The 18720-nt window shown below is 65.7% G+C and carries 11 protein-coding genes, 1 tRNA gene and 1 pseudogene; 7 read left to right on the top strand and 6 right to left on the bottom strand.

The features are described from left to right. Positions 1-120 precede the first annotated feature (120 nt). Positions 121-3285, top strand: coding sequence for a hypothetical protein (locus HNR22_RS08900; protein ID WP_179779959.1), 3165 nt, complete (start codon positions 121-123; stop codon positions 3283-3285). Positions 3286-3992: 707 nt separating this feature from the next. Here HNR22_RS08900 and HNR22_RS08895 read toward each other — a convergent pair. The 3 genes and pseudogenes from HNR22_RS08895 to HNR22_RS08885 all read right to left on the bottom strand — a co-directional run bounded on the left by HNR22_RS08895 (position 3993) and on the right by HNR22_RS08885 (position 7235). Next, positions 3993-4857, bottom strand: a pseudogene (locus HNR22_RS08895) (IS5 family transposase). Positions 4858-5223: 366 nt separating this feature from the next. Continuing rightward, entirely contained in the window at positions 5224-5931 is a 708-nt protein-coding gene (locus HNR22_RS08890) for an SDR family oxidoreductase (RefSeq protein ID WP_179779958.1), read from the bottom strand. Next, on the bottom strand, positions 5928-7235 hold the full coding sequence (locus tag HNR22_RS08885) for an NsdA family TPR-like regulatory protein (RefSeq protein WP_343060033.1): 1308 nt from the start codon (positions 7233-7235) through the stop codon (positions 5928-5930). The genes HNR22_RS08890 and HNR22_RS08885 overlap by 4 nt, the downstream gene beginning before the upstream one ends. Positions 7236-7762: 527 nt before the next feature. On the opposite strand from HNR22_RS08885, the gene HNR22_RS08880 reads away from it, so the two are divergent. Together HNR22_RS08880 and HNR22_RS08875 are read left to right on the top strand one after the other, a co-directional pair. Further along, positions 7763-9016: an FAD-binding oxidoreductase gene (locus tag HNR22_RS08880; RefSeq protein WP_179779956.1), complete on the top strand. Its 1254-nt coding sequence runs from the start codon at positions 7763-7765 to the stop codon at positions 9014-9016. Beyond that, positions 8961-9674 (top strand): N-acetyltransferase, encoded by a 714-nt coding sequence (locus HNR22_RS08875; protein WP_246380767.1) that lies wholly within the window; start codon positions 8961-8963, stop codon positions 9672-9674. Before HNR22_RS08880 ends, HNR22_RS08875 begins: the two co-directional genes overlap by 56 nt. 605 nt (positions 9675-10279) lie before the next feature. Here the strand turns inward: HNR22_RS08875 and HNR22_RS08870 are convergent. Continuing rightward, entirely contained in the window at positions 10280-10612 is a 333-nt protein-coding gene (locus HNR22_RS08870) for a hypothetical protein (RefSeq protein WP_179779955.1), read from the bottom strand. Then, positions 10609-11505, bottom strand: a complete 897-nt coding sequence (locus tag HNR22_RS08865; protein ID WP_179779954.1) for a helix-turn-helix domain-containing protein — start codon at positions 11503-11505, stop codon at positions 10609-10611. Before HNR22_RS08865 ends, HNR22_RS08870 begins: the two co-directional genes overlap by 4 nt. A 1113-nt stretch (positions 11506-12618) precedes the next feature. On the opposite strand from HNR22_RS08865, the gene HNR22_RS08860 reads away from it, so the two are divergent. Continuing rightward, entirely contained in the window at positions 12619-15825 is a 3207-nt protein-coding gene (locus tag HNR22_RS08860) for a hypothetical protein (protein WP_179779953.1), read from the top strand. Between the two features lie 2 nt (positions 15826-15827). Next, positions 15828-16904, top strand: coding sequence for a 5'-methylthioadenosine/S-adenosylhomocysteine nucleosidase family protein (locus HNR22_RS08855; protein WP_179779952.1), 1077 nt, complete (start codon positions 15828-15830; stop codon positions 16902-16904). Between the two features lie 4 nt (positions 16905-16908). Here the strand turns inward: HNR22_RS08855 and HNR22_RS08850 are convergent. Continuing rightward, positions 16909-16992: transfer RNA gene (locus tag HNR22_RS08850), tRNA-Cys, on the bottom strand. A gap of 118 nt (positions 16993-17110) precedes the next feature. Here HNR22_RS08850 and HNR22_RS32000 point away from each other — a divergent pair. Both HNR22_RS32000 and HNR22_RS08840 read left to right on the top strand, forming a co-directional pair. Beyond that, positions 17111-17395, top strand: coding sequence for a transposase (locus HNR22_RS32000; RefSeq protein WP_179779951.1), 285 nt, complete (start codon positions 17111-17113; stop codon positions 17393-17395). A 275-nt stretch (positions 17396-17670) separates the two neighbouring features. After that, positions 17671-18228, top strand: coding sequence for a hypothetical protein (locus tag HNR22_RS08840; RefSeq protein WP_179779950.1), 558 nt, complete (start codon positions 17671-17673; stop codon positions 18226-18228). Positions 18229-18720: the final 492 nt, after the last annotated feature.

Below are 18720 nucleotides of genomic sequence, written 5' to 3'. Positions count from 1 at the left end.
CAAATTCGTTTGCGGGGGAGGATCAGCTTGAGACAGGTCATGCTCTGGAGAGGTCGCGGAGCGAGTGGGACCAGGCGGATTGCTCGTTCGATAGCATGGTCTCTAGCTATCGTGCTGGTAGTGACAATCTTCGGACAAAACCCCGTCTACGCGGGCGGCAAGGCCAGCAGCGCCTCAGTGTCACCGGCACGAGGCAGCAACGTGGCTACTGCGAACAGCGACCCTGCTCGTGCCAGCACATCCTTCCCGATTTCGGGGAACCTGGTCGACCAGGATGGATCGCCGATTCGTAATGCAGATCTGGCAGTCTATCTCGACCCAGGCCCGGCCATGCTGGCCGGATCTGCCTCAGTTCCAGGTCTCCAAATCGCGGCTACACAAACCGAGCAGAATGGGCAATTTCAGCTGCAGGTGCCGGCGCTCAAGAATCTAGGCTCGTACCTTGATCCGAAGGGCCAGGTCACCCTGCAGTTCGTCAGTTTTGGTGGCCGGCACTCGATGCTCTACCAGCAGAAGGTGAAACTTCCTTCTACGGTTGGTGAGCCCGCACTCGCGAGAGTTGATGATAAGCGAGTGTTTTCAGACCGGTCCCGAACCTTCGGGATGCGTACTCAAGACGGTCGCGTGTCACCCGAGTTGGCCGGCATGAGGCTGACCGCCACTACGAGTGCAACCGACACGATGAGCCAAGCCGGGCCGGCCGCAGGAGCCCAGTCGCTGGAGGATAGTGAATGTGCCCGCACCTGGGAAGGGCATCCGTGGGCCCAGTATTGGTGGATCAGAGAAGGTGGTCCAATCAAAACCTGGGTTCCCGTTCAGCGCGCACAAACGGGCAAGAAGACGACCATGAAATACGAGTGGAGTAGCAGCACGGAATCGTCGACTGAAGTCGCCGTTAACTATGAATATAAGGTAGTCGCGGCGGGTGGTGGCTACACCGATCTAACCGAAGCCGGCAATGGCGTACCTTTCAGTGTTGGGCAGAACGTTATCCGCGACCTTGAGGCGGAGTACGACTACTATAGTTTCCGACTTTGGTGTGGCCTTTCGGGTGATGCGACGCAAAAGAGGGACGCCAAAGTGACGAAGGCGTTGCCGGTTTCCTTTACTGGGGGCAGCCGCAATTCGTCATACTCGGGCTATTATACGTGCACGAATAATAATTTCAAAACTGAGATTAACAATCCGCTCTGGGTGTCCAAGGCCAGCACGACGACGCTCCAGACCAGTACCTCCATTTACGGCATTAGCCTCTCGACGAAGCAAGTAAACACAAGCCTTCACAAAAAGACCTACACCCCGGTTACTGGACCTGCATACCTTTGCGGCGAGGACGGGAATCCAGTCGATACTGAGAAGGTTGGCGAGGTAAATGCTGACAGTAGCGTCGGATTTGCCAAGCCGAATAGCTCGCTCAATTCCCTGTTTAACAATTACGGCAACAGTGCTAGCTGCTCCGACTGGAGTGGAGCGGATGCCACCCAGTCAGTTTCCTTGCCGAGTGGCAAGCGGGCTTGGTTCTTTGCTGACTCATTTCTGAACTCACCGACTGCCCGGGTGAACGGATTCAATCGAAGTACGTTGCGTAACTCAATCGTCATCCAGAATGGCAGTAGCATGCGTACCATTACCGGGGGGAACACATGCCGCGAAAATGACAGCTCGCTATCTTTCTGGGACCGTTTCGCAAAGACGCCGTTCTCTGAGCCGACTGGCAGTGCGTACTACTGGCCCGGTGATGCGATGGTGGTCGGGAACAATGTGGTGAAGTTTTTCTATCGCAATGTGCCGCAGGGAGGGTGGTGGACGGACACGCACAGTGCGGTGGCAGCAATTCCGATCAGCTCCTTGGAAAGCAGTAGCGTTATTAATATGCAGCCGACCCTGTTGCCGCCGGTTTACTCGTATGGGCAACATCCAATTAACTGGGGGCTCGCGCTGCTGCCTCAAGGCTCCGAGGTCTACATTTACGGCGCCGGAATAGTTAATGCGCAAAACAGTCGACGGCTCTACGTCGCCAAGGCCACGCCTAACGATCTGACCAACCCCAGCCGCTGGACTTTCTGGACGGGTTCCACGTGGTCGGCGGTCGGGAATCAATCAGCGGCTCGGGCTGTCTCGCCGGATCTTAAAGTCGAGAACGGCTTTAGCGTTGCACAGGTTAAGGGGTCGTACTGGTTGGTCCAGCACGAGCCCGGCCTCGACGGCGGCGATATCATCGCGCATCCCGCTGCTACACCGTACGGTTTCGGAGCATCCAGAATATCGCTATATACGCCACCTGAGGGGCCTCGGGATGCGGCCCATAAGTACCAGTTCTACTACGAAGCCCGAGTACACGCTGGTTTGGGAGCATCGGACAAAGTCGTCGTTTCGTACAACGTAAACACCTCCGCAGTGAGCGTCGGCTGCCGCAGCCGCAATAACCACGATGCCGGCATCTATCGTCCTCGGTTTTTGGACGTTCCTGTGGACATGTTCCAACCTGGATCGGCGACTGTGCCTTCCACAGCAGGCTCGTCCGACTCGGGCTCGTACCAACGCGGAATCCGTGATCACAGTCTCGAGGCCCAAGGCAACGAACTGTCCAAGCCGGCTGCAGCGGTAACGCCCGCTTCGGCAGTCGCGATGGCTGCTGATTACGGCTGGTACGACGGCTGGGCCCCGCCCCAGGAGGGCAACGGCGGATGCCCGCCGTTGAACCAGGCCACAAACCTCACGGGCGTGGCTGGGCCCGACGGCCGCGTCACCCTAAACTGGACCGACTACGGCCGGGACATGTGGTATTGGGTCTACTCGCGGGACGCCACCGCCAACGAACCATTCACCCGGCGAGAATTGTGGACAACTGGCCCGTCCGTCGTCGCAGCGCCGGTCATGGTCCCGGAACGGCAAGGGCACCATTTTGAATGGTACGTCGTGCCATGGGCGAGCGGGAACGAGGCCGAGGCCTCGCGCTCGAACATCCTCGGGCTTACGGTGAATATCCAGCCGCCGGCGAAGGTCGCGGGCGTCACCGCCACTAACATCGCAAACGGCGCAATACAGATCTCCTGGAATTCGGTTTCATATCCCTCACCCAACGTCTACTACTACGTCGACTATTGGAACGTGCTGGAACAGTCGGAGGCCCAGGCTGTGCGGATCGGTCCCTTCACGGGGCCCACGACCCTTAAGACCGTTCTGCTATTCGATGCCGGCGACACAATCGCATTCCGAGTGCGGGCAAAGAACATTGGTGGCCTGGGTCAGCCATCCGATGTCGTAACGAGAACCGCCACCTAGACCCGTTGATAGTAGGGGCCGGCATGGTGTGACTCACCGCGCCGGCCCCTGCGGCCCGGCTGTGCGCATAGCGCACGCTGGCGGGAAGCAAGCTACCGCCATGCTCAACTGCTAGTCGGTCGTTGGTTGACCCTTCAACCACACCGTCCGCCAAATAGGCAAGAGGATCTCGCCCGAACAAGTCGGCGTTGCTCTGCACCTCGGGGCTGTGGTAGTTCAATATGCTCCGCTGTAGCCGCTCCTTGGTCGCCTCGTACGACAACTGCAGCAGTCCTGCGGGAGACCCTCGGCATCGCAAGGTCCGGGAGTAGCTTGCGTGTAGCGGGCGCGGCAGCACACCAGAATTTCCCGCGCCTCCGGGCCAGCGACGGACCTGGCAGTGAGCAACTGCGCGATAACCAGCACGTTGACCTCGACCTGCGCCTTGAACAGTGGATCTGCCGAAGCCGACACCGGAGGTGAGCGCTTCGGGGCACCTCTGCCGCGTGCCTCGGCTTCAGAAGCTGACGATCTGCCCCCCGGATAGTCGCGTCCAACTCCTAGGCGATGACCAGCACCCGGGGCCGGAGTCTGACATCAGTTCGGTAGGCACGTTTTAGGCAGCACCCGTGCGGCGCTCAAAGCGATGTGGGCGAGTCGAGCGCAGCGACGACGTAACAGGGCGAAGCCCTGCAACTGCCCGACTTAGAGCGCGTTTGACATTGGTGTCAGTCGGGTGTGTTGAAGGTGAGGCGTTGTTGGCGGGTGGCGGGTTCGTCTCGGGTGAGGCAGCGGAGCATGCCACCGAGGGCGGCCCATCGGATCATGGCCTCTGACGTGGCGCGGTGGGTTTCGTAGTCGCGGGCCAGGCGGCGGTGGGCGGTGAGCCAGGCCAGGGTCCGCTCCACGACCCAGCGGCGCGGGTGCACGACGAAACCTTGCTGGTCGGCGGGTTTGCGGACGATCTCGACGGTGGTGCGCAGCAGGTCGCGGGCCCAGTCGACGAGGCGGCCGGCGAAGCCGGAGTCGGCGAAGACATGCCGGATGGGCGTCGCCGCGTAGGTGGCGAGCAGAGCTCCCTTGGCGCCGTCGCGGTCCTGCCAGGACGCGGCCAGGACCCAGACGGTGACCAGCAAGCTGAGAGTGTCGGTGACGATGAACCGTTTCCGGCCGTTGATCTTCTTGCCGGCGTCGTAGCCGCGGGTGGCGCGGGGCACGGTGTCGGCACCCTTCACGCTCTGCGAGTCGATGATCCCCGCCGTCGGCTCGGGCTCACGGCCGTGAGCCACCCGAATCTGCTCACGTAGCTCGGTCAGGATCCGCTCGGTCACGCCCCGACTGTTCAGCCGGGTGAAGTGCGCGTACACGGTCTGCCACGGTGGGAAATCGACCGGCAGGTACCGCCACGCACAGCCGGTACGCACCACGTACAAGATGGCGTCGATGATGGCCCGGCGGGCGTGTTTTTCTGGTCTGCCCGTCCACTGCGGAGACGGCAGCATCGGCTCGATGATCTCCCACTCGGCGTCGGTCAGGTCAGGCGGGTACCACCGCACTCGATCCATGCCTGTCTACCGACCGAGCTACATCCATCGACCGGACCCACTGTGCGACACACCCGACCGACCCATAACCAAACGCGCTCTTAGGGCTCGTATTCGGTCAAATAGGCGGAGGTTGGTGGCAACCCACTCGGCACCGACGGCAGGGGACCGCTTGCACACGGCCCACCCTGGGGTTACCTGGGCGGGACCCCGGTGGCTGGGCACTGCTCCGCCTTGTCAGCGGTCGGCAGAGCCGCGCCGCTACGCCCTACCGGGTCTGTACGAGGGTGACTGCGGGTTGGGGTTGGGATTCTTGAGCTGGATCCAGCCACACCCAGTCGTGTGCGTTGGCGCGATTCGTCTTCGATTCGCCTTCACCATTCTTCAGGTGATCCCTGTCTGTCTGTCGATACCGCTACCAGCCGAGTGGTCGTCGCTGGAAGTAGAGTCCACCGGTCGGCCCGTTTGGTGGCAGTGTGGCAAGCCATACGAAGGTGTCCGCTGCTTCGTCGGGCGTGGAGCTCGCCTTCCCGTAGGCCAGGCGGGTGTCGACCTTTCCCGGGGACGCCGCGTTCACCAAGATGCCGTCGTCCTTGAGCTCAGCTGCGAGGATGCAGGTCAGGGCGTTCACCCCAGCTTTCGACACGCGGTAGGAGACGCTTCCGGTTCCCATCTCGCCAAACGTGCCCATGTGGCTGGTGACGTTGACGATCCGGCCGTACCCGTTCTTTCTCATCTCGGGAATGGCTGCGGTGCAGCAGCGCCAGGTCCCCATGATGTTGGTATCCAGGGTGGCTCGCACCTTCTCGATGTCGGCGCTAGCCGCTGCTTGACCTCGGTCGATGGCGATGCCAGCGTTGTTGACGAGAATGTCTAGCCGGCCGTACTGGTAGCCCACGTCCGCCATGGCACGAGCGACGCTGGCCGGATCGGCGATGTCTAGTTGCTGGCCGGATGCAGAGAGTTTATCCGCGAGAAGCTCGTCGGCGGCCCGATGTGCGGCCTCCTCGGTGCGGGCCGTGACGATCACGTGGGCACCGGTCTCGGCTAAGCCGCGGGCGATGGCTTTGCCGAGACCGCGGTTGGAGCCGGTGACAACTGCGACCCTATTGGCCTCACTCATGTCAGCAGACTACGCACGCATTCATCCAACTCTCCTGCGGCGGGGTGTCGATGCGCCAGGAGACGACCATGGATGTCGAGCAAGCGGCGATGGTTGCGCACGGATCGGGTGGCGACGACATCGGGGGCAGCCTGGGCGACGAGGCTGCACGCCTGCTCGACATCTCCGAGATTGAGTACAGAGTCAGCGCGCCAGATCAGATAGGTTGCGCGGTCGCGGCTGCGCTCGGCTGGTTGGAGTGCGAGGGTCTGCTGAAGCCAGTAGTCGCTGGCTTGGTGGCGCTGCAGGAGCAGGTAGCAGGCCGCAACCTGGGCGGAGTACTCCGCCTGATCAAAGTAGCTGGCCCAGGCCGGGCTTGCTTCCTCATCAGCGCGTGACATCTCTGTCTCGGCCTCTGCGAGTCGGCGCTCGCACGCTACCGATTCACCAAGCACTGCATGTGTGCGAGCCAAACGCGTGGTGAGCATCGCTCGTACACGGGCGGGCGCATCCTTCGCCCCAGCCCGCGCAGCGTCGGCCAAACGGAGAGCCTCGGTGGGACGTTCAGTGTCGACCCGCTGAAGGCTCATGCACTTCAGGATGTTCGCGCCTGCCGCGCGGTCGGCTGCGGAGTGGGCAGCATGTAGGGCGGCGAACCAGTAACGCTCGGCTGCCGCGTGGAATCCTGCATCGAAACTGGCCCAGCCAGCGATTCGCCCCAACTCGGCGGCGACAACGAGCAGGCGATTGCCGGCAAGCTCCGAGTAGCTGCTGTGGCGCAGGAGATCCGTTACCAGCCGAAGCTCGGCGTCAACCAGCGACCGCACGCTCCCGCCGCCGAGGCTGGCGTCCATGCGGCGCAGGGCCGGCAGCCGCTGTTCGAAGCAATCTAGGAGATCTGCGTCGACGCGGCCTCCCTCAAGCGCTGCGTTGATCTTCGGCGGCTCGGTTGCGAGCCACCGTTCGGCTATCGCGGCAGCTAACCCGGCCTGCATGATCAGAAACCCTCGGCGATCTAGCACTGCTGGTCCTGCAGTGTCATCAAGCAAGGTCACTGCTCCCTTGACGGTCCAAGGCGCTGACGCGCTGATCGCGGGACCGGTAGGGAGCCAGTGAGGCCATCCGAGCGCCTTAACTGTTTGCCTATCAACGCCGAGTTCGTCGGCCAATGCGACCTGTGAATCCTCATCCGGCACCACGCCCCATCGCTCCCAGCGCCAAGCCTTCTCGCGCCGGGCGGCGGTGTTTAGACGGCGCGCGATGACATCGACGAGATCTTGCTGCGTCCAGCTTCGCTGTTCTCGAAGGTAGCTCAACGGATGCACCAAGAGCTGACTCCGTGGCGATGGTGCCCGCGTCATCCTGCCTCCCCGATCGTCGCCGTCACTCTAGTCCGATCCGGTCAAAGAAACGTGCTCTCAACTGCGGAAACTGCTCGGATTTGGCATGAGACAACAGCGAGACAACAAGCTAAGCGTCGATTTGCTCTGGCCGTTCGGCTTTCCTGAACAGACCAATCCGTTTCGGTGCCAACCAGTCGCTGTCGGTGATTGGACCGCACAGAACCTAGGTCACCCGGCTCGGCGGTGAGCAGGGGTTGACCGCCCCCGAGGCGCTGGCGCCTTTCCTGCACGGAGGTGTCAAGTCGGGGGCCGAGAGAAGGGTGGCATAGAGATGCGCCGGAGAAAGTGGTTTGTTCCGGCCGACGATCGGTCGTTCGACCCCGTGGGCAGCAACGCGACGCGGCACAGGGCTATCGAGGCGCGGGTAGGGACGTGTGCGCAGGGTCCGACGCCCAGTCGGGTGGGCCTTAGCGTTCATAGTGTCCGCGTACCCAGGACCAGTCGGCGCGATGACTGATCTAGGACTCTCACTGGCGGTCGCCCTCGCCTCGCACGGCCGAGCTGCCGATCACTTCTGGTCGTTCATGGAGGACCGCAGCGTGCGGCTGCTTCCGTACCAGGTCGCGCCGGTGTTCTTCTCGACGCTAGGACAGTTGGTCGTGGGTCGGCGTGATCCGGCTGGTCGACGTGCGGCGTTGGCGGTGTTGGGTCGGATGTACCGGCGTTTTGATCTTCAGCCGTATCACGGGACGGCCGTCGTGGCTGCGTTGGTCGATACGGTGCGCCGGTTTGCGGGCGAGGGTTGGGAGCCCGAGCTTGCGGGTGATTGGGAGCGGGGGTGTCGTCGGGCGCTTCGGCTCGCGGAACGGGCGGCGGGGGCGTTGGGCGATGGTCCGCACGTGACCTTCGGCGAGGTGGAGGCGTGCGAAGTCGCCGCTGATGGTGTCGCGGTGTTGACTGTCCGGCCGATGCGGAGGTTTCGGTATCTGCCTGGTCAGGCGATGCCGGTGTGTACGCCTCGGCTGCCGGGGCTGTGGCGGTGGTATTCGCCGGCGAGCGCTCCGCGGCCGGACGGGCGGGTGGAGATCCACGTTCGTGCCGTACAGGAGGGTGTGGTTTCGCCTGTTCTGGTCGAGCGGGTGGCTGCGGGGGAGCTGCTGTGGCTGGGGCCGGCATCTGACGTCGGGTTGTCGCTGGAGGCCGCTGATGACGCCGATCTGCTCTTGGCGGCCGGGGGTACTGGCCTTGCACCCTTGCGGGCGCTGGTGGAACAAGTTGCCGCGTCGCCGAATGGTCGGCGGGTGACGTTGGTGGTGGGCGCACCCGCGCTGCCGGACCTTTACGACGCGGTCGCGTTGGACAAGCTTCAGCAGGCGCATAGCGAGTGGCTCACGGTCGTGCTGGCTTTCTCGAACGACCGTGATGTGGAGCCCGCAGCGCAGGGCGACCTGCTCAGCATGGCTCTGTATCACTATCGGCCGGGGCAGGCGGTCTATGTCTGCGGCTCACCGCGGTTGATCGAGGCAGCGCGGAAGCGGCTCCCCCTCGCCGGGGTCGCTGCGGACAGCCTGCATCTCGCCGCGACTTTCCATCGCGCGCTCGATTCGGCGCCGTGGGTGTCTCGCCCACGCGCAGTGCCCGCTGCCCGCTTGGGGCCCGCGCTCGAGAGGGCCGGCGGCGGTAGTGGGCTCGGCCAATTCGGGGGGGATGCGCCAGAGCTTGATGGAGACGGCGGTCCGTCGCGCGACCGACGAGGACGTTGACGCTCTGTCCTCGGTGATGGCTGACGCGCTGATGGCCCGGCCCCTGGGTGTCTGGCTGGTACCGGACGTGGTCAATCGTGCGGTGGTCATGCGCCGCTACGCGCGGCTCGTGCTGCTCCAAGGGCTGGAGCACGGCCGAGTCGAAACGACCGACGATCGCGCGGCGGTGGCGGTGTGGTACGCACGGGTGGAGCCGCCTCCGCCGGCTGCGCCGTGGATGTACGACCTGCACAGGCTCCTCGGCCGGCACGCGGCCCGGTTCGCCCTGCTGCACGCCTGTGTCGATGGGCTGCGCCCCCACCGTCCGCATCACCAGCTCGCCCACGTCGGGGTCCGTCCCGGGCACGGGGATGCCGCGCAGGCGTTGCTGGCCACCCATCACCAGACCCTGGACCTTGCGGGGCTGCCGTCGTGTGCGGAGCACAGTAGCGACCGGCCCGGAGACGGACTGCTCGCGGAAGTCGGTTATCGACCGCGCTCGCCGGTCCTGCTCGCGCCAGGAGGCCCGGCCCTGTGGCGGATGTGGCGTCCTCAACCTTGTGACGAGCAGCCCTGCGGATCGGCTGGCGGTGGGCTGCCGCGACGAGTCCGCCTGGACCGCACCGCGACTCCGTTCCTTGGCCGCCTCCTCCCGGCGGCACCGCCGCGTTCGCCCTGACCACCCAGTAAGGCACCGATTCATCACCTGCTGGCGGCGACGTCTCGGCCAGCGGGCCACGTCATCACACCCTTATACCGAAGGACGGCACCCCCCATGCTGACCCGAGTCACACAGCCCACCACCGCACTGCGACCACGCAGTCCCGACTTGGGGCGCTGGTTGAGGTTGCCAGCACGGATCGCGACTGCCGGCACCGGTACCGACCTCACGCTCGCAGGCGACGAGACGTCGACGGAGTACGCGTGGGGGCATGCGATCCGGCGCGAGTGGCCAGACGGGACGCACGACCTGTTCGGATTCACGCCTGATACCGACACCGCGATTCGCCGGCTCGACCGTGACCGGAGCTTTTGGCGCGGCGGTCCGGTACGGCCGACGGCGGTTTACCTCGTGCCCGTCAACGCCGCAGAGGTGGGCTCGCATCCGGTGGATGGCTGCCGCAGGTCGGGGTGCCCGGACTCGCCGCAGCGGGGGCAGCGGTGAAGGCGGCGCAGGTGCAGGTGGGGCTCGCGCGGCGCCATCTGGGAAAGAGGTTGAACGAGATAGGCTCCGGCGCCTTGGCGGTGGGCTGGCATATTGGTGGCGCCGGCCCGGACCGCTCATCAGGGTGGATGGTGCCGAGCACGCTGCAGACTTGCTTTGCTCCTGCGGCTTCGAGGTATGACAGGTGTTGGCGTCACGCCTCGGGGCGGCGCGGTCAGCGCCGTTGCCACAGCTCGGGTACGGCGCCGGGCCCGGTATTTGATCACGGTGTCCCACATCTGAAGTTTGTGCTGCGACTCCTGCGGCACCAGGAGCTGAACCAGTGCGATCACCGTGGTGCTGATGATGATGAGGATGGCGACCGCGAGTAACGCACCCCAAGGCACGCCCACCATGTTGCCGAAAAACGACAAGACACTGGTGAAGCCGAGTCCACCGAGCACGCTTCTCATGATGCCCCCACGGTGTTTTTGTAGTCGGGAGCAGACTGCACGCGCTTGCGGAAACTGCTGAGCCGGCCTTCAACCGCCTTGACCGTCAGATTCAGTTCGGCGGCGATCTGGATCTGGGTCTTGCCGGCTGCGATCATCCCGAGGATCAGCTTGGTCATCGGCTGCGCCGTGTTGATCATCCGCTGCAGGTCTACGCGGAGGACTGCAAGGTCGGCGATGCTGGCCGTAAGCCGAGCGCCCACCTGGTCGAAGTCGATCTCTTCGGTCACCGCGAGCCGTTCCAGCTGACCCATGTGCTGCTTGGACCAGGTCTTGTAGGCCCGGGGAAACTCATAGGCGCACGCGCCGATGAAGTAAGTACGCAGGGATGCGCCTCGTACCCACGGTTTCCACCTGCCCTGGCCAATGGCTCGCTCGCGGAAGTCCTTCACTGCTCTGCTGATGATGTCCAACGCCAGTTCGTCGCGAGCAGCCTCGGAGTTGGCCAGCAGGAACATGTCCTCAGGAAGCATCGAGACTCCGCGCTCCGGAGCGAAGCGTTTGAGGACACGCCGTAGCTGGTTGGTCCGCAGGAACGCTTTGATCACCGGTAGCGCGTAGGTCCACAGATCATCGAATAGTTCGTGGTAGGCCACGCCGTCCCACTTGTGGCCGGGGCGGATCTCCGTGCGGACGTACTCGGAGAGGCCGGCTTCGAAACGGACCTGCTCCGCCAGGCGGGCGTCGGTGAGGCGCGCCTCAGCACACCGGCGCTCGGGCGAGTCGAGCTCGTACTCGTGCTCGATCGCTTCCAGGAGGTCAGCGATCGGGTTGTGCGGACTCCAACGGCGAGGCGACATCAAACCCGCCCTACCCTTCGGTTCCACGGCGGTGTTGTACGCGGCGAAAGACATGTCTGGGGATTAGGCACTCTCGAGCTGATTTCCCCTGACCCTATTTTAGTGAAATGGGTCACACCGCTGGTCTGTTAGGCGCGAGGGGTCGCAGCGCGAGGTGCACGCAAGGTCAGACTGTCCTGCGCGCGACTTGGTCGGGGCGCGAACATGCAGGCCGAGCCTCGCACCGCAGCAGTTCGGGGATCCCGACCTACTGCGGTCGCCCTGCCTAACAGGATGGCCAACCGTTGGTGCTGGCTGCAGATCCAAAGGACCACGGCTTGATCGCCGCGCTGCGGACTGCGAAGCCCGAGGCACTGGCAGCGGCAGTCAATAATCATGGCGTGACGTCATCACCTCAGGATCGTCGCCGGCGGTGGAGGCGAGCACGGTCCGCAACTGCTGTGACAGCAGCACGGTGCACAGTGCTGCTCGTCGTGTGGTTCATGCCTGTGATTGATTGCCGGAACCGACGCGGGCTCCTATGAGGCGACCGCGATCGCTGCGGTCGCGGCGATCACGGCGGCGCTGCTGGTCGTAGTACCCGCCGTGCTCGTGGTCGCGATTCAGGCGCTGTCCCAGTTCTCGTGGCACACCGTCCGAGTCCTCGCGAACCGGCGGATGGCGGCATGGGTCGTCATCGCAGCAATAGTCGGGGTCTGCGTGCCGCTGGGCCTGGCCGTCAACCCGAACCCTCTCACAACACGGATTGCCTTACCTGCTTCATAGCGTCGATCGTCATCGTCGCCTGGGTAACCTGGAACGGCGCTCGTCACGCCACACCCAAATGGCTCGTCCACCACGTGTCCACGAGCGTTCTACGGCCGCGCGGTCGCTGGACGGAAGGACGTCAGAGACTCATGCGGCGCGTCGCCGTACTCGGCGGTGGTGATGATCAGGTGTGCCACCCTGAGGTGAGCCGCCTGTCGGCGCACCCTCTGCGCCAGCAGACTCGCGACGAGCCGGCTGGCCGAGCCGTCGGCCCGCGGGCGTCCCATGAGGAGAAGGTCGTCGACGGTGGCGTCTTGAGGGATCGACGCGATAGCCGTCTCTCATCTACCCAACACGCCCATCACGGGCAAGTCGTGTACTACTCCCGTGGACGCAACCGCCTGGGCATAATCGGATCCGATGATCAGCAATAGCTCCGGCATACAGGTCGGCGACGGCAACACTCAGTACAACCACTACTACGGGCTCTCTTCACCCGGCGTGCCGCTGGCGGAGTGGTGGAATGACACGTGGTTGCCGTTCACCGAGCCTCCCCTCGGCCCGGAGATCGTGTTGGCGGGGCGCCAGTCGCAGGCCGCCGCCCTGCGAGCCGCCTTCGACGCCGATCCGCCGGTCGTCGAGATCAAGGGCGACCTGGGCGCGCTGGAATTGAAGGCGTTCGCCGCGGCGGCCCTGATCGGGACCGAGCTCGGCGATCGCACCTTGCTGGTCGACAATGAGGCGGCGCTCCGTGTCCATCTGGCGGACAGGGAACCTCGGATCATCGCCGTGCCGACCGGATTGCCGGTCGACGGGATTTCGCTCAACGGTCCGCACACGATCCTGGTCTACGGGCGGCTGGCGCAGAGTCCGTCGGTGATCGTGCCTCCGCTCGACGAGGCGGAGGTCGGGCAGCTCCTGTCCGCGGCCGCGATCGATCCGGACCGGGCCCGCTCACTCGGCGTCCAGGCGCGACGCGGCCTGAGTCAGGTGCGGCGTGCCCTGGCCCGGCACGCCACGTTCGCCATCCCGCCCTGGATCCGATCCCCGGACGTCCGGCTCCGGCGGCTGGCCCTGCTCGGCGGCTGGCACGGCGATCGCGTGGGCGACCAGGCGATCGTCAGCGAGTTCGCCGGAGCCGGGTATGCCGAGATCGCCGCCCGGTCGGCCGCGGACCCGGACACGGCGATGCTCGGGCACCTGGGGCAGCGATGGTACGTGCAGGCGCCCGAGGACACCGTTGTCCTGATGGGACCCAGCCTGACCAACGATGACCTGACGGCGTTCGCCGAACTGGCGGTGCGGGTCCTGACCACCGGCACCGGTTCGGTGGCGATCCGGCGAGGTATCGCGGAGTCGCTGACCATCCTCGCGGTGCGCGGCGGCGACGTCCGCACCGGTGCTCCCGGGGACACCGCGGCCGACCTCGCGCGCCGGGTGGTGCGCGAGGTTCTGGCTCAGGCAAGCGCCGACCCGGCCTTCGAGCTGTGGTCCTCGCTCACCGACGTGCTGACGTACCTGGCCGAGGCCCATCCCGCTGCCTTCCTCGACGCCCTGCGGGCAGTCACCGACTTCGCGGGCGTGTTCGAGGCCGGCCGAACCCGTGCCTACTTCCAGGGTGCTTTGGAACTCGTCGCCCGGCCGGCCGAGTATTTCGACGGCGCGGTCGAGATCCTGGCCCGGATGGCCGCCGCGGATCCGGGGGGCGATCAGTACGACCGGCCCGCCGTCTCGCTCGCCGAGCTCTTCGATGTCCTCCTCGCGCAGACCGGCGCACCCAGGCCGGTCCGGCTGCGCGCCCTGCGCCGGATGTCCCGCGATCATCCCGAGGTCGCCCGGGCGCTACTGCTCGACCTGCTCCACTCGGCCAAGCACGGCAGAGTCGGCACGTTCCACCTGACGCCGCTGCTGCGGGACTGGCCGGTGCCCGGGAGGTTGCCTCCGGCCGAGACGTACGCCGCCTTCCAGGACATCACAGGGCTGGTCCTGAGCGACCTCGGCGACGATCCTGAGCGTTTCCTGGCGCTCGTCCCGCTGTCCGACAACCTGCTCGAGGAGCAGCGCACCGAGTTCGTGGAGCGGCTGATTTCCCTGGCCGGTGCGATCGACGACGAGGACATGCGGCGGCTTCTGTCCAACGCGCTCCGCGAACTGGTCGCCATGCATACCGAGGTCCCTGACGCGCAGTGGGCACTGTCCGCGGACGATCTCACGCCGTTTCGGCAGGCCGCCGAAGCGCTCGCGCCCTCGCAACCGGCTGACCAGACGCTCTGGTTGTTCAGCGACCGGTGGCCGCAGTACGCGGGCATCGGGCGCCGACGGTCCAGCCCGGACTACTTCACCGAGGTGTGGCGTTTACGGGCCGAGGCCGTGGCGCGGATCCTGGATTCCGGTGGTCTTGACGCGCTGGTGGCGCTGGCCGACCGGACCGGGAACGGGGACCTGGTCGGGCCCGCCCTCGCTCAGTTGTCGTCCACCGAGCACGACGACGTGTTGCTGACCTGGCTGTCCCTCGAGCGGCCGGCGAGCCGTGCGGACATCGCGTTCGAGTACTTCGCGGTGCGGATCCGGGGCGGCGCGGACTACCTCGACCGCACCGCGGATCCGACCGCGCGGGCGAGGCTGCTGCTGGCGCGGCGCGATCCGGAGCACACCGATCCCGATCCCGAGGTGGCTGGCGTCTACTGGCGCGAGTTCGAGATCAACGGCCTCGGTCAGGAGTTCACCGGTCTCGCGAAGGCGGCGGCCGGCCTGATCAGCGTGGGCCGGGTCTCGGCGGCCCTGGATCTGATCGCGATGTACGCCGAAGAGATCGACACGCCGGAGGTCGCCGTCCAAGCTGCCACGGCCTGCGAGAGTCTCGTCTCGTCGGCCACGGGCGATCCGGAACACCGCCGGCTCTCCGGATACGAGTTCCAGGTCATCGTCGATCTGCTCGAACGTCACCGGGACGCGGTCGAGGCGCAGCGGGTGACCGAGATCGAATTGAAGCTGACTCCGCTCATGCGCTATGACGCCCGGACGCCGACGATCCACGCCCGCCTGGCCGAGGATCCGGCCTTCTTCGCCGAGTTCGTCGAGACTGCCTACCTAGCCGAGGGCTCCGACGAGCGTGTCGACGACCCGGACCAGGTAGCCCGGATCCGCGCGATCACCCAGGTCCTGCGCTCGTGGCGCCGCTCTCCGGGCACAGGCCCGGACGGGAGCATCGACGCGAAGGCCCTCAGTGCCTGGGTCGAGGAGGCGAGGCGACTGTTGTCCGCCTCCGGTCGGTTGCGCCTCGCCGACGGGATGATCGGCGCCGTCTTCGCCTTCGCCGAGCCCGGCCCGGACGGCTCGGTTCCGCCGCCGGCCGTGCGCGAGGTGCTGGAAGACTGCGACAGCGACGCCATGGAAGATGGCCTCTGGAGGGGTCTCTACAACCGGCGCGGGGTGACGATGCGCGGGGCCCGGGACGGCGGCGATCAGGAACGGACGCTGGTCGAGCGCTATCGGGAGTACGAACGCCAGGCCGACGAATGGCCTCGATCTCAGCGGATCCTCCGGCAGCTGGCCGACACGTACGAGCGGGAGAGCCGGCAGCAGGACGACGACGCCGAGGTCCGTCGACGCGGAATCGAGTGGTGACGATGGCTGACATGGACCCGATCGACGTGCTGATCGTCGCGGCGATTTCGCTGGAGCACGAGGCCGCCCGTGCCGGCATCGACGACTGGACACCGTGCGACCAGGACGACCCGCATCCGTTCCTTCGGGGTGAATACCGGTGCGCCGACGGCCGCCGGTTGTCGGTCGCGCTGGCCCGCCCGGTCCGGATGAGCGGCCGCCCGACCAGTGTGGCGGCCACCGCGCTGGTTGACCGGCTGCGTCCGGGCTGCCTGGCCATGCCGGGCGTGTGCGCGGGCAATCCGGGTGAGGTCGCGCTGGGCGATGTGGTGGTCGCTGAGATGACCTACGAGTACGACGAGGGCAAGCAGACAAGAAAAGGCTTCGTCGGCGACCACCGCCCGTACCAGCTCGACCAGCAGTTGATCCGCGCCGCACAGGAACTGGATCCGAGCACACTGCCCAGCTACGGCCCGGCGACCGAGGACGAGGCCGCCCTCTGGCTGCTGGAGCGGCTGCTGCTCGACCAGAATCCGGTGAAGCACCCGGCGTTCGAACGCTACTTCCCGCCGGGCACATGGCCGGGGCGACCGGCGGCGATCGAGGCTCGGGGGCACATCATCCGGCCCGGGGTGGAGTGGACGCTGACCGAGGAGGGCCGCATCTTCATCGAGCGCGCCCGCTACGACGATGTGTACGGGCCTGCGAAGCTGCCGTTCGCGGTGAAGGTGGCGCCCGTGGCCAGTGGGAGCTATGTGGCCAAGGACGGTGAGGCCTGGGCGAGGCTGGCGGCGATGGGCATCCGCAGCGTCGCCGGCCTGGACATGGAGGCCGCGACCATCGCCACCGTGGCCGAGACCCAGGGTGTGCCGCATTGGCTGGTGGTTAAGGGCGTCATGGACCACGCCGACCCGGCCAAGGACGATCGCTACAAGCGGTTCGCCGCCCGCGCCTCGGCCGAGGTCCTCTACGCCCTGCTTGACCGGCTGACCGGACGCTCACCGAACCCGGCCGCGACCAGGCAGAACGTCCGGCTGGAGAATGTCCTTGGCGCGCAGATCGGCGACCACAACGTTCAGCACAACATCTACAACGGCTGACCGGTGCGGGTGGAGGGAGCCGAACCCCCCTAGGCGCGAAGCAGGCGGTTTGCAGCCGCTGTCGACCTTCCCGAGTCGGCGCACCCGCATGAGGACTGGCAGCCCACCGTGACGACGGCCAGTCTGTGGACCGTCGGGAACTCGACCCTGGCCCTTTGGGTCTCAGGCGGTGTTTCAAAGGATCTTGGTGTCGGATGATGTAGCGCGTGGGTCGTCGCTACGAGTTGTCTGACGTCGACTGGGATGCGCTGTCGAGGTATCTGCCGTCGGCGGTGACGGGTGGTCGGCCGCGGGTCGATGACCGGCGGGTGCTCAACGGGATCGTGTGGAAGATCCGGGCTGGGGCGGCGCGGCGGGACGTGCCCGCCCGGTATGGGTCGTGGCAATCATCTACAGGCATTTCCGTAGGTGGGCCGTGGACGGGACGTTCGAGCGGATGCTCGCTGGGATCCAGGCCGACGCGGAGGCGGCCGGGGACATCGATTGGCTGATGTCTCGCTGGCCGCATTCGCCCGCACCGCAGCCAGCGTCGATCCGGTGGTGGCGACTCGACCCGGGCCGACAGGCGTGGCCATAGTGGTGTTACGCCAGCCAGGTTGGCGAACGCGGCCTTGGCTCACCGCACCCGCCCCGATCTACAAGATCGGTTTGGAGCGGCTCAGTGGGCGAGGCGTGGAATCATGGCTGCGCGGCTCTCCACGAATCGGACGGCAGCGGTCCTATACGCGAGTGAGAAGGGCAAAACTTGACACGCCACAATCGACGGGTGGCCGACAGCTCGGTGACGACCGAGAAGCTGCTCCTTGTCGAGTACGAACGGTTAAAGGACGAGCAGAAGACCCGCATCGGTTTCCGGGACAACCTGATCTATGCGACGCTCGGCTCGATGGCTGGCGTCGTCGGGGCAACCTTGACTCCCAAAGGAAATCTCGGCCTGCTTCTCCTCCTCCCGCCGGTGTGCCTGGTGCTGGGATGGACCTATCTGGTGAACGACGAGAAGGTCTCAGCGATCGGGCGCTATCTGCGGCTCACGGTGGCGCCGAGGCTGTCCGAACTGGCCGGGGCGACCGGCGACGAGGCGGCTGCGGTATTCGGGTGGGAGGTGGCACATCGCTCCGATTCTGACCGACTCATACGGAAATATTCCCAGCTTGCCATCGATCTAGGCACGTTCTGTGTGCCGGCGCTGACAGCCCTGGTGATCTACTGGGTTGCCGGGCCGCACCGCGTCGATCTCATGACCGTGTCCGTGATGGAGACGCTGGCGATAGCCGCGCTCGCCGTCCAAATGATTCGCTATGCCGATCTGGCCCGCGAGAGATGAGCGAGGGGCGCCCTGGCAGCGCTATGCCGGGCGACGCATCGGGACGATAGCCCGTACGCCTTGGTACTAACTCGGGACCGGGCCCGCGAGCTGCGCGGCGGCGAATCGGAGGTCGGGACGGCTAGGCCGAGCACGGCAACGGACGAGATGATCGAGCGGGGTCGGACCGAGGGTCGGCCGTGGCGGATGCTCGACGAGGGCGACGTCGACGCGGGCAGACGGGCGTCAAGTCGGACGAGCGCAGTGTGGTGTATGAGGAGGCTGATCTGGACGGCGGGGGAGCCCGGCGGCGAGGATGACTTCGGGCCGCTGTACGACTTCGGGCAGCCGAACTGGGGATTCGTCGAGATCCAGTACCGCGAGCTTCGGTGATGTGGTCGAGCGGTGCGGCGTGCCTTCGTTCCATCATCCGAGACGCCGATTCAGAAGGGGAACGCCTGACCAGGCCCTTCAGGCTGGTGACCTCTTCGGCGAATCCGAAGAGGTCACCAC

This window comes from Micromonospora jinlongensis (assembly GCF_013410645.1).
Lineage (GTDB): Bacteria > Actinomycetota > Actinomycetes > Mycobacteriales > Micromonosporaceae > Micromonospora > Micromonospora zamorensis.
The sequence above is the reverse complement of the archived record's forward strand: the minus strand, read 5'-3'. Positions and strand labels throughout refer to the sequence as shown.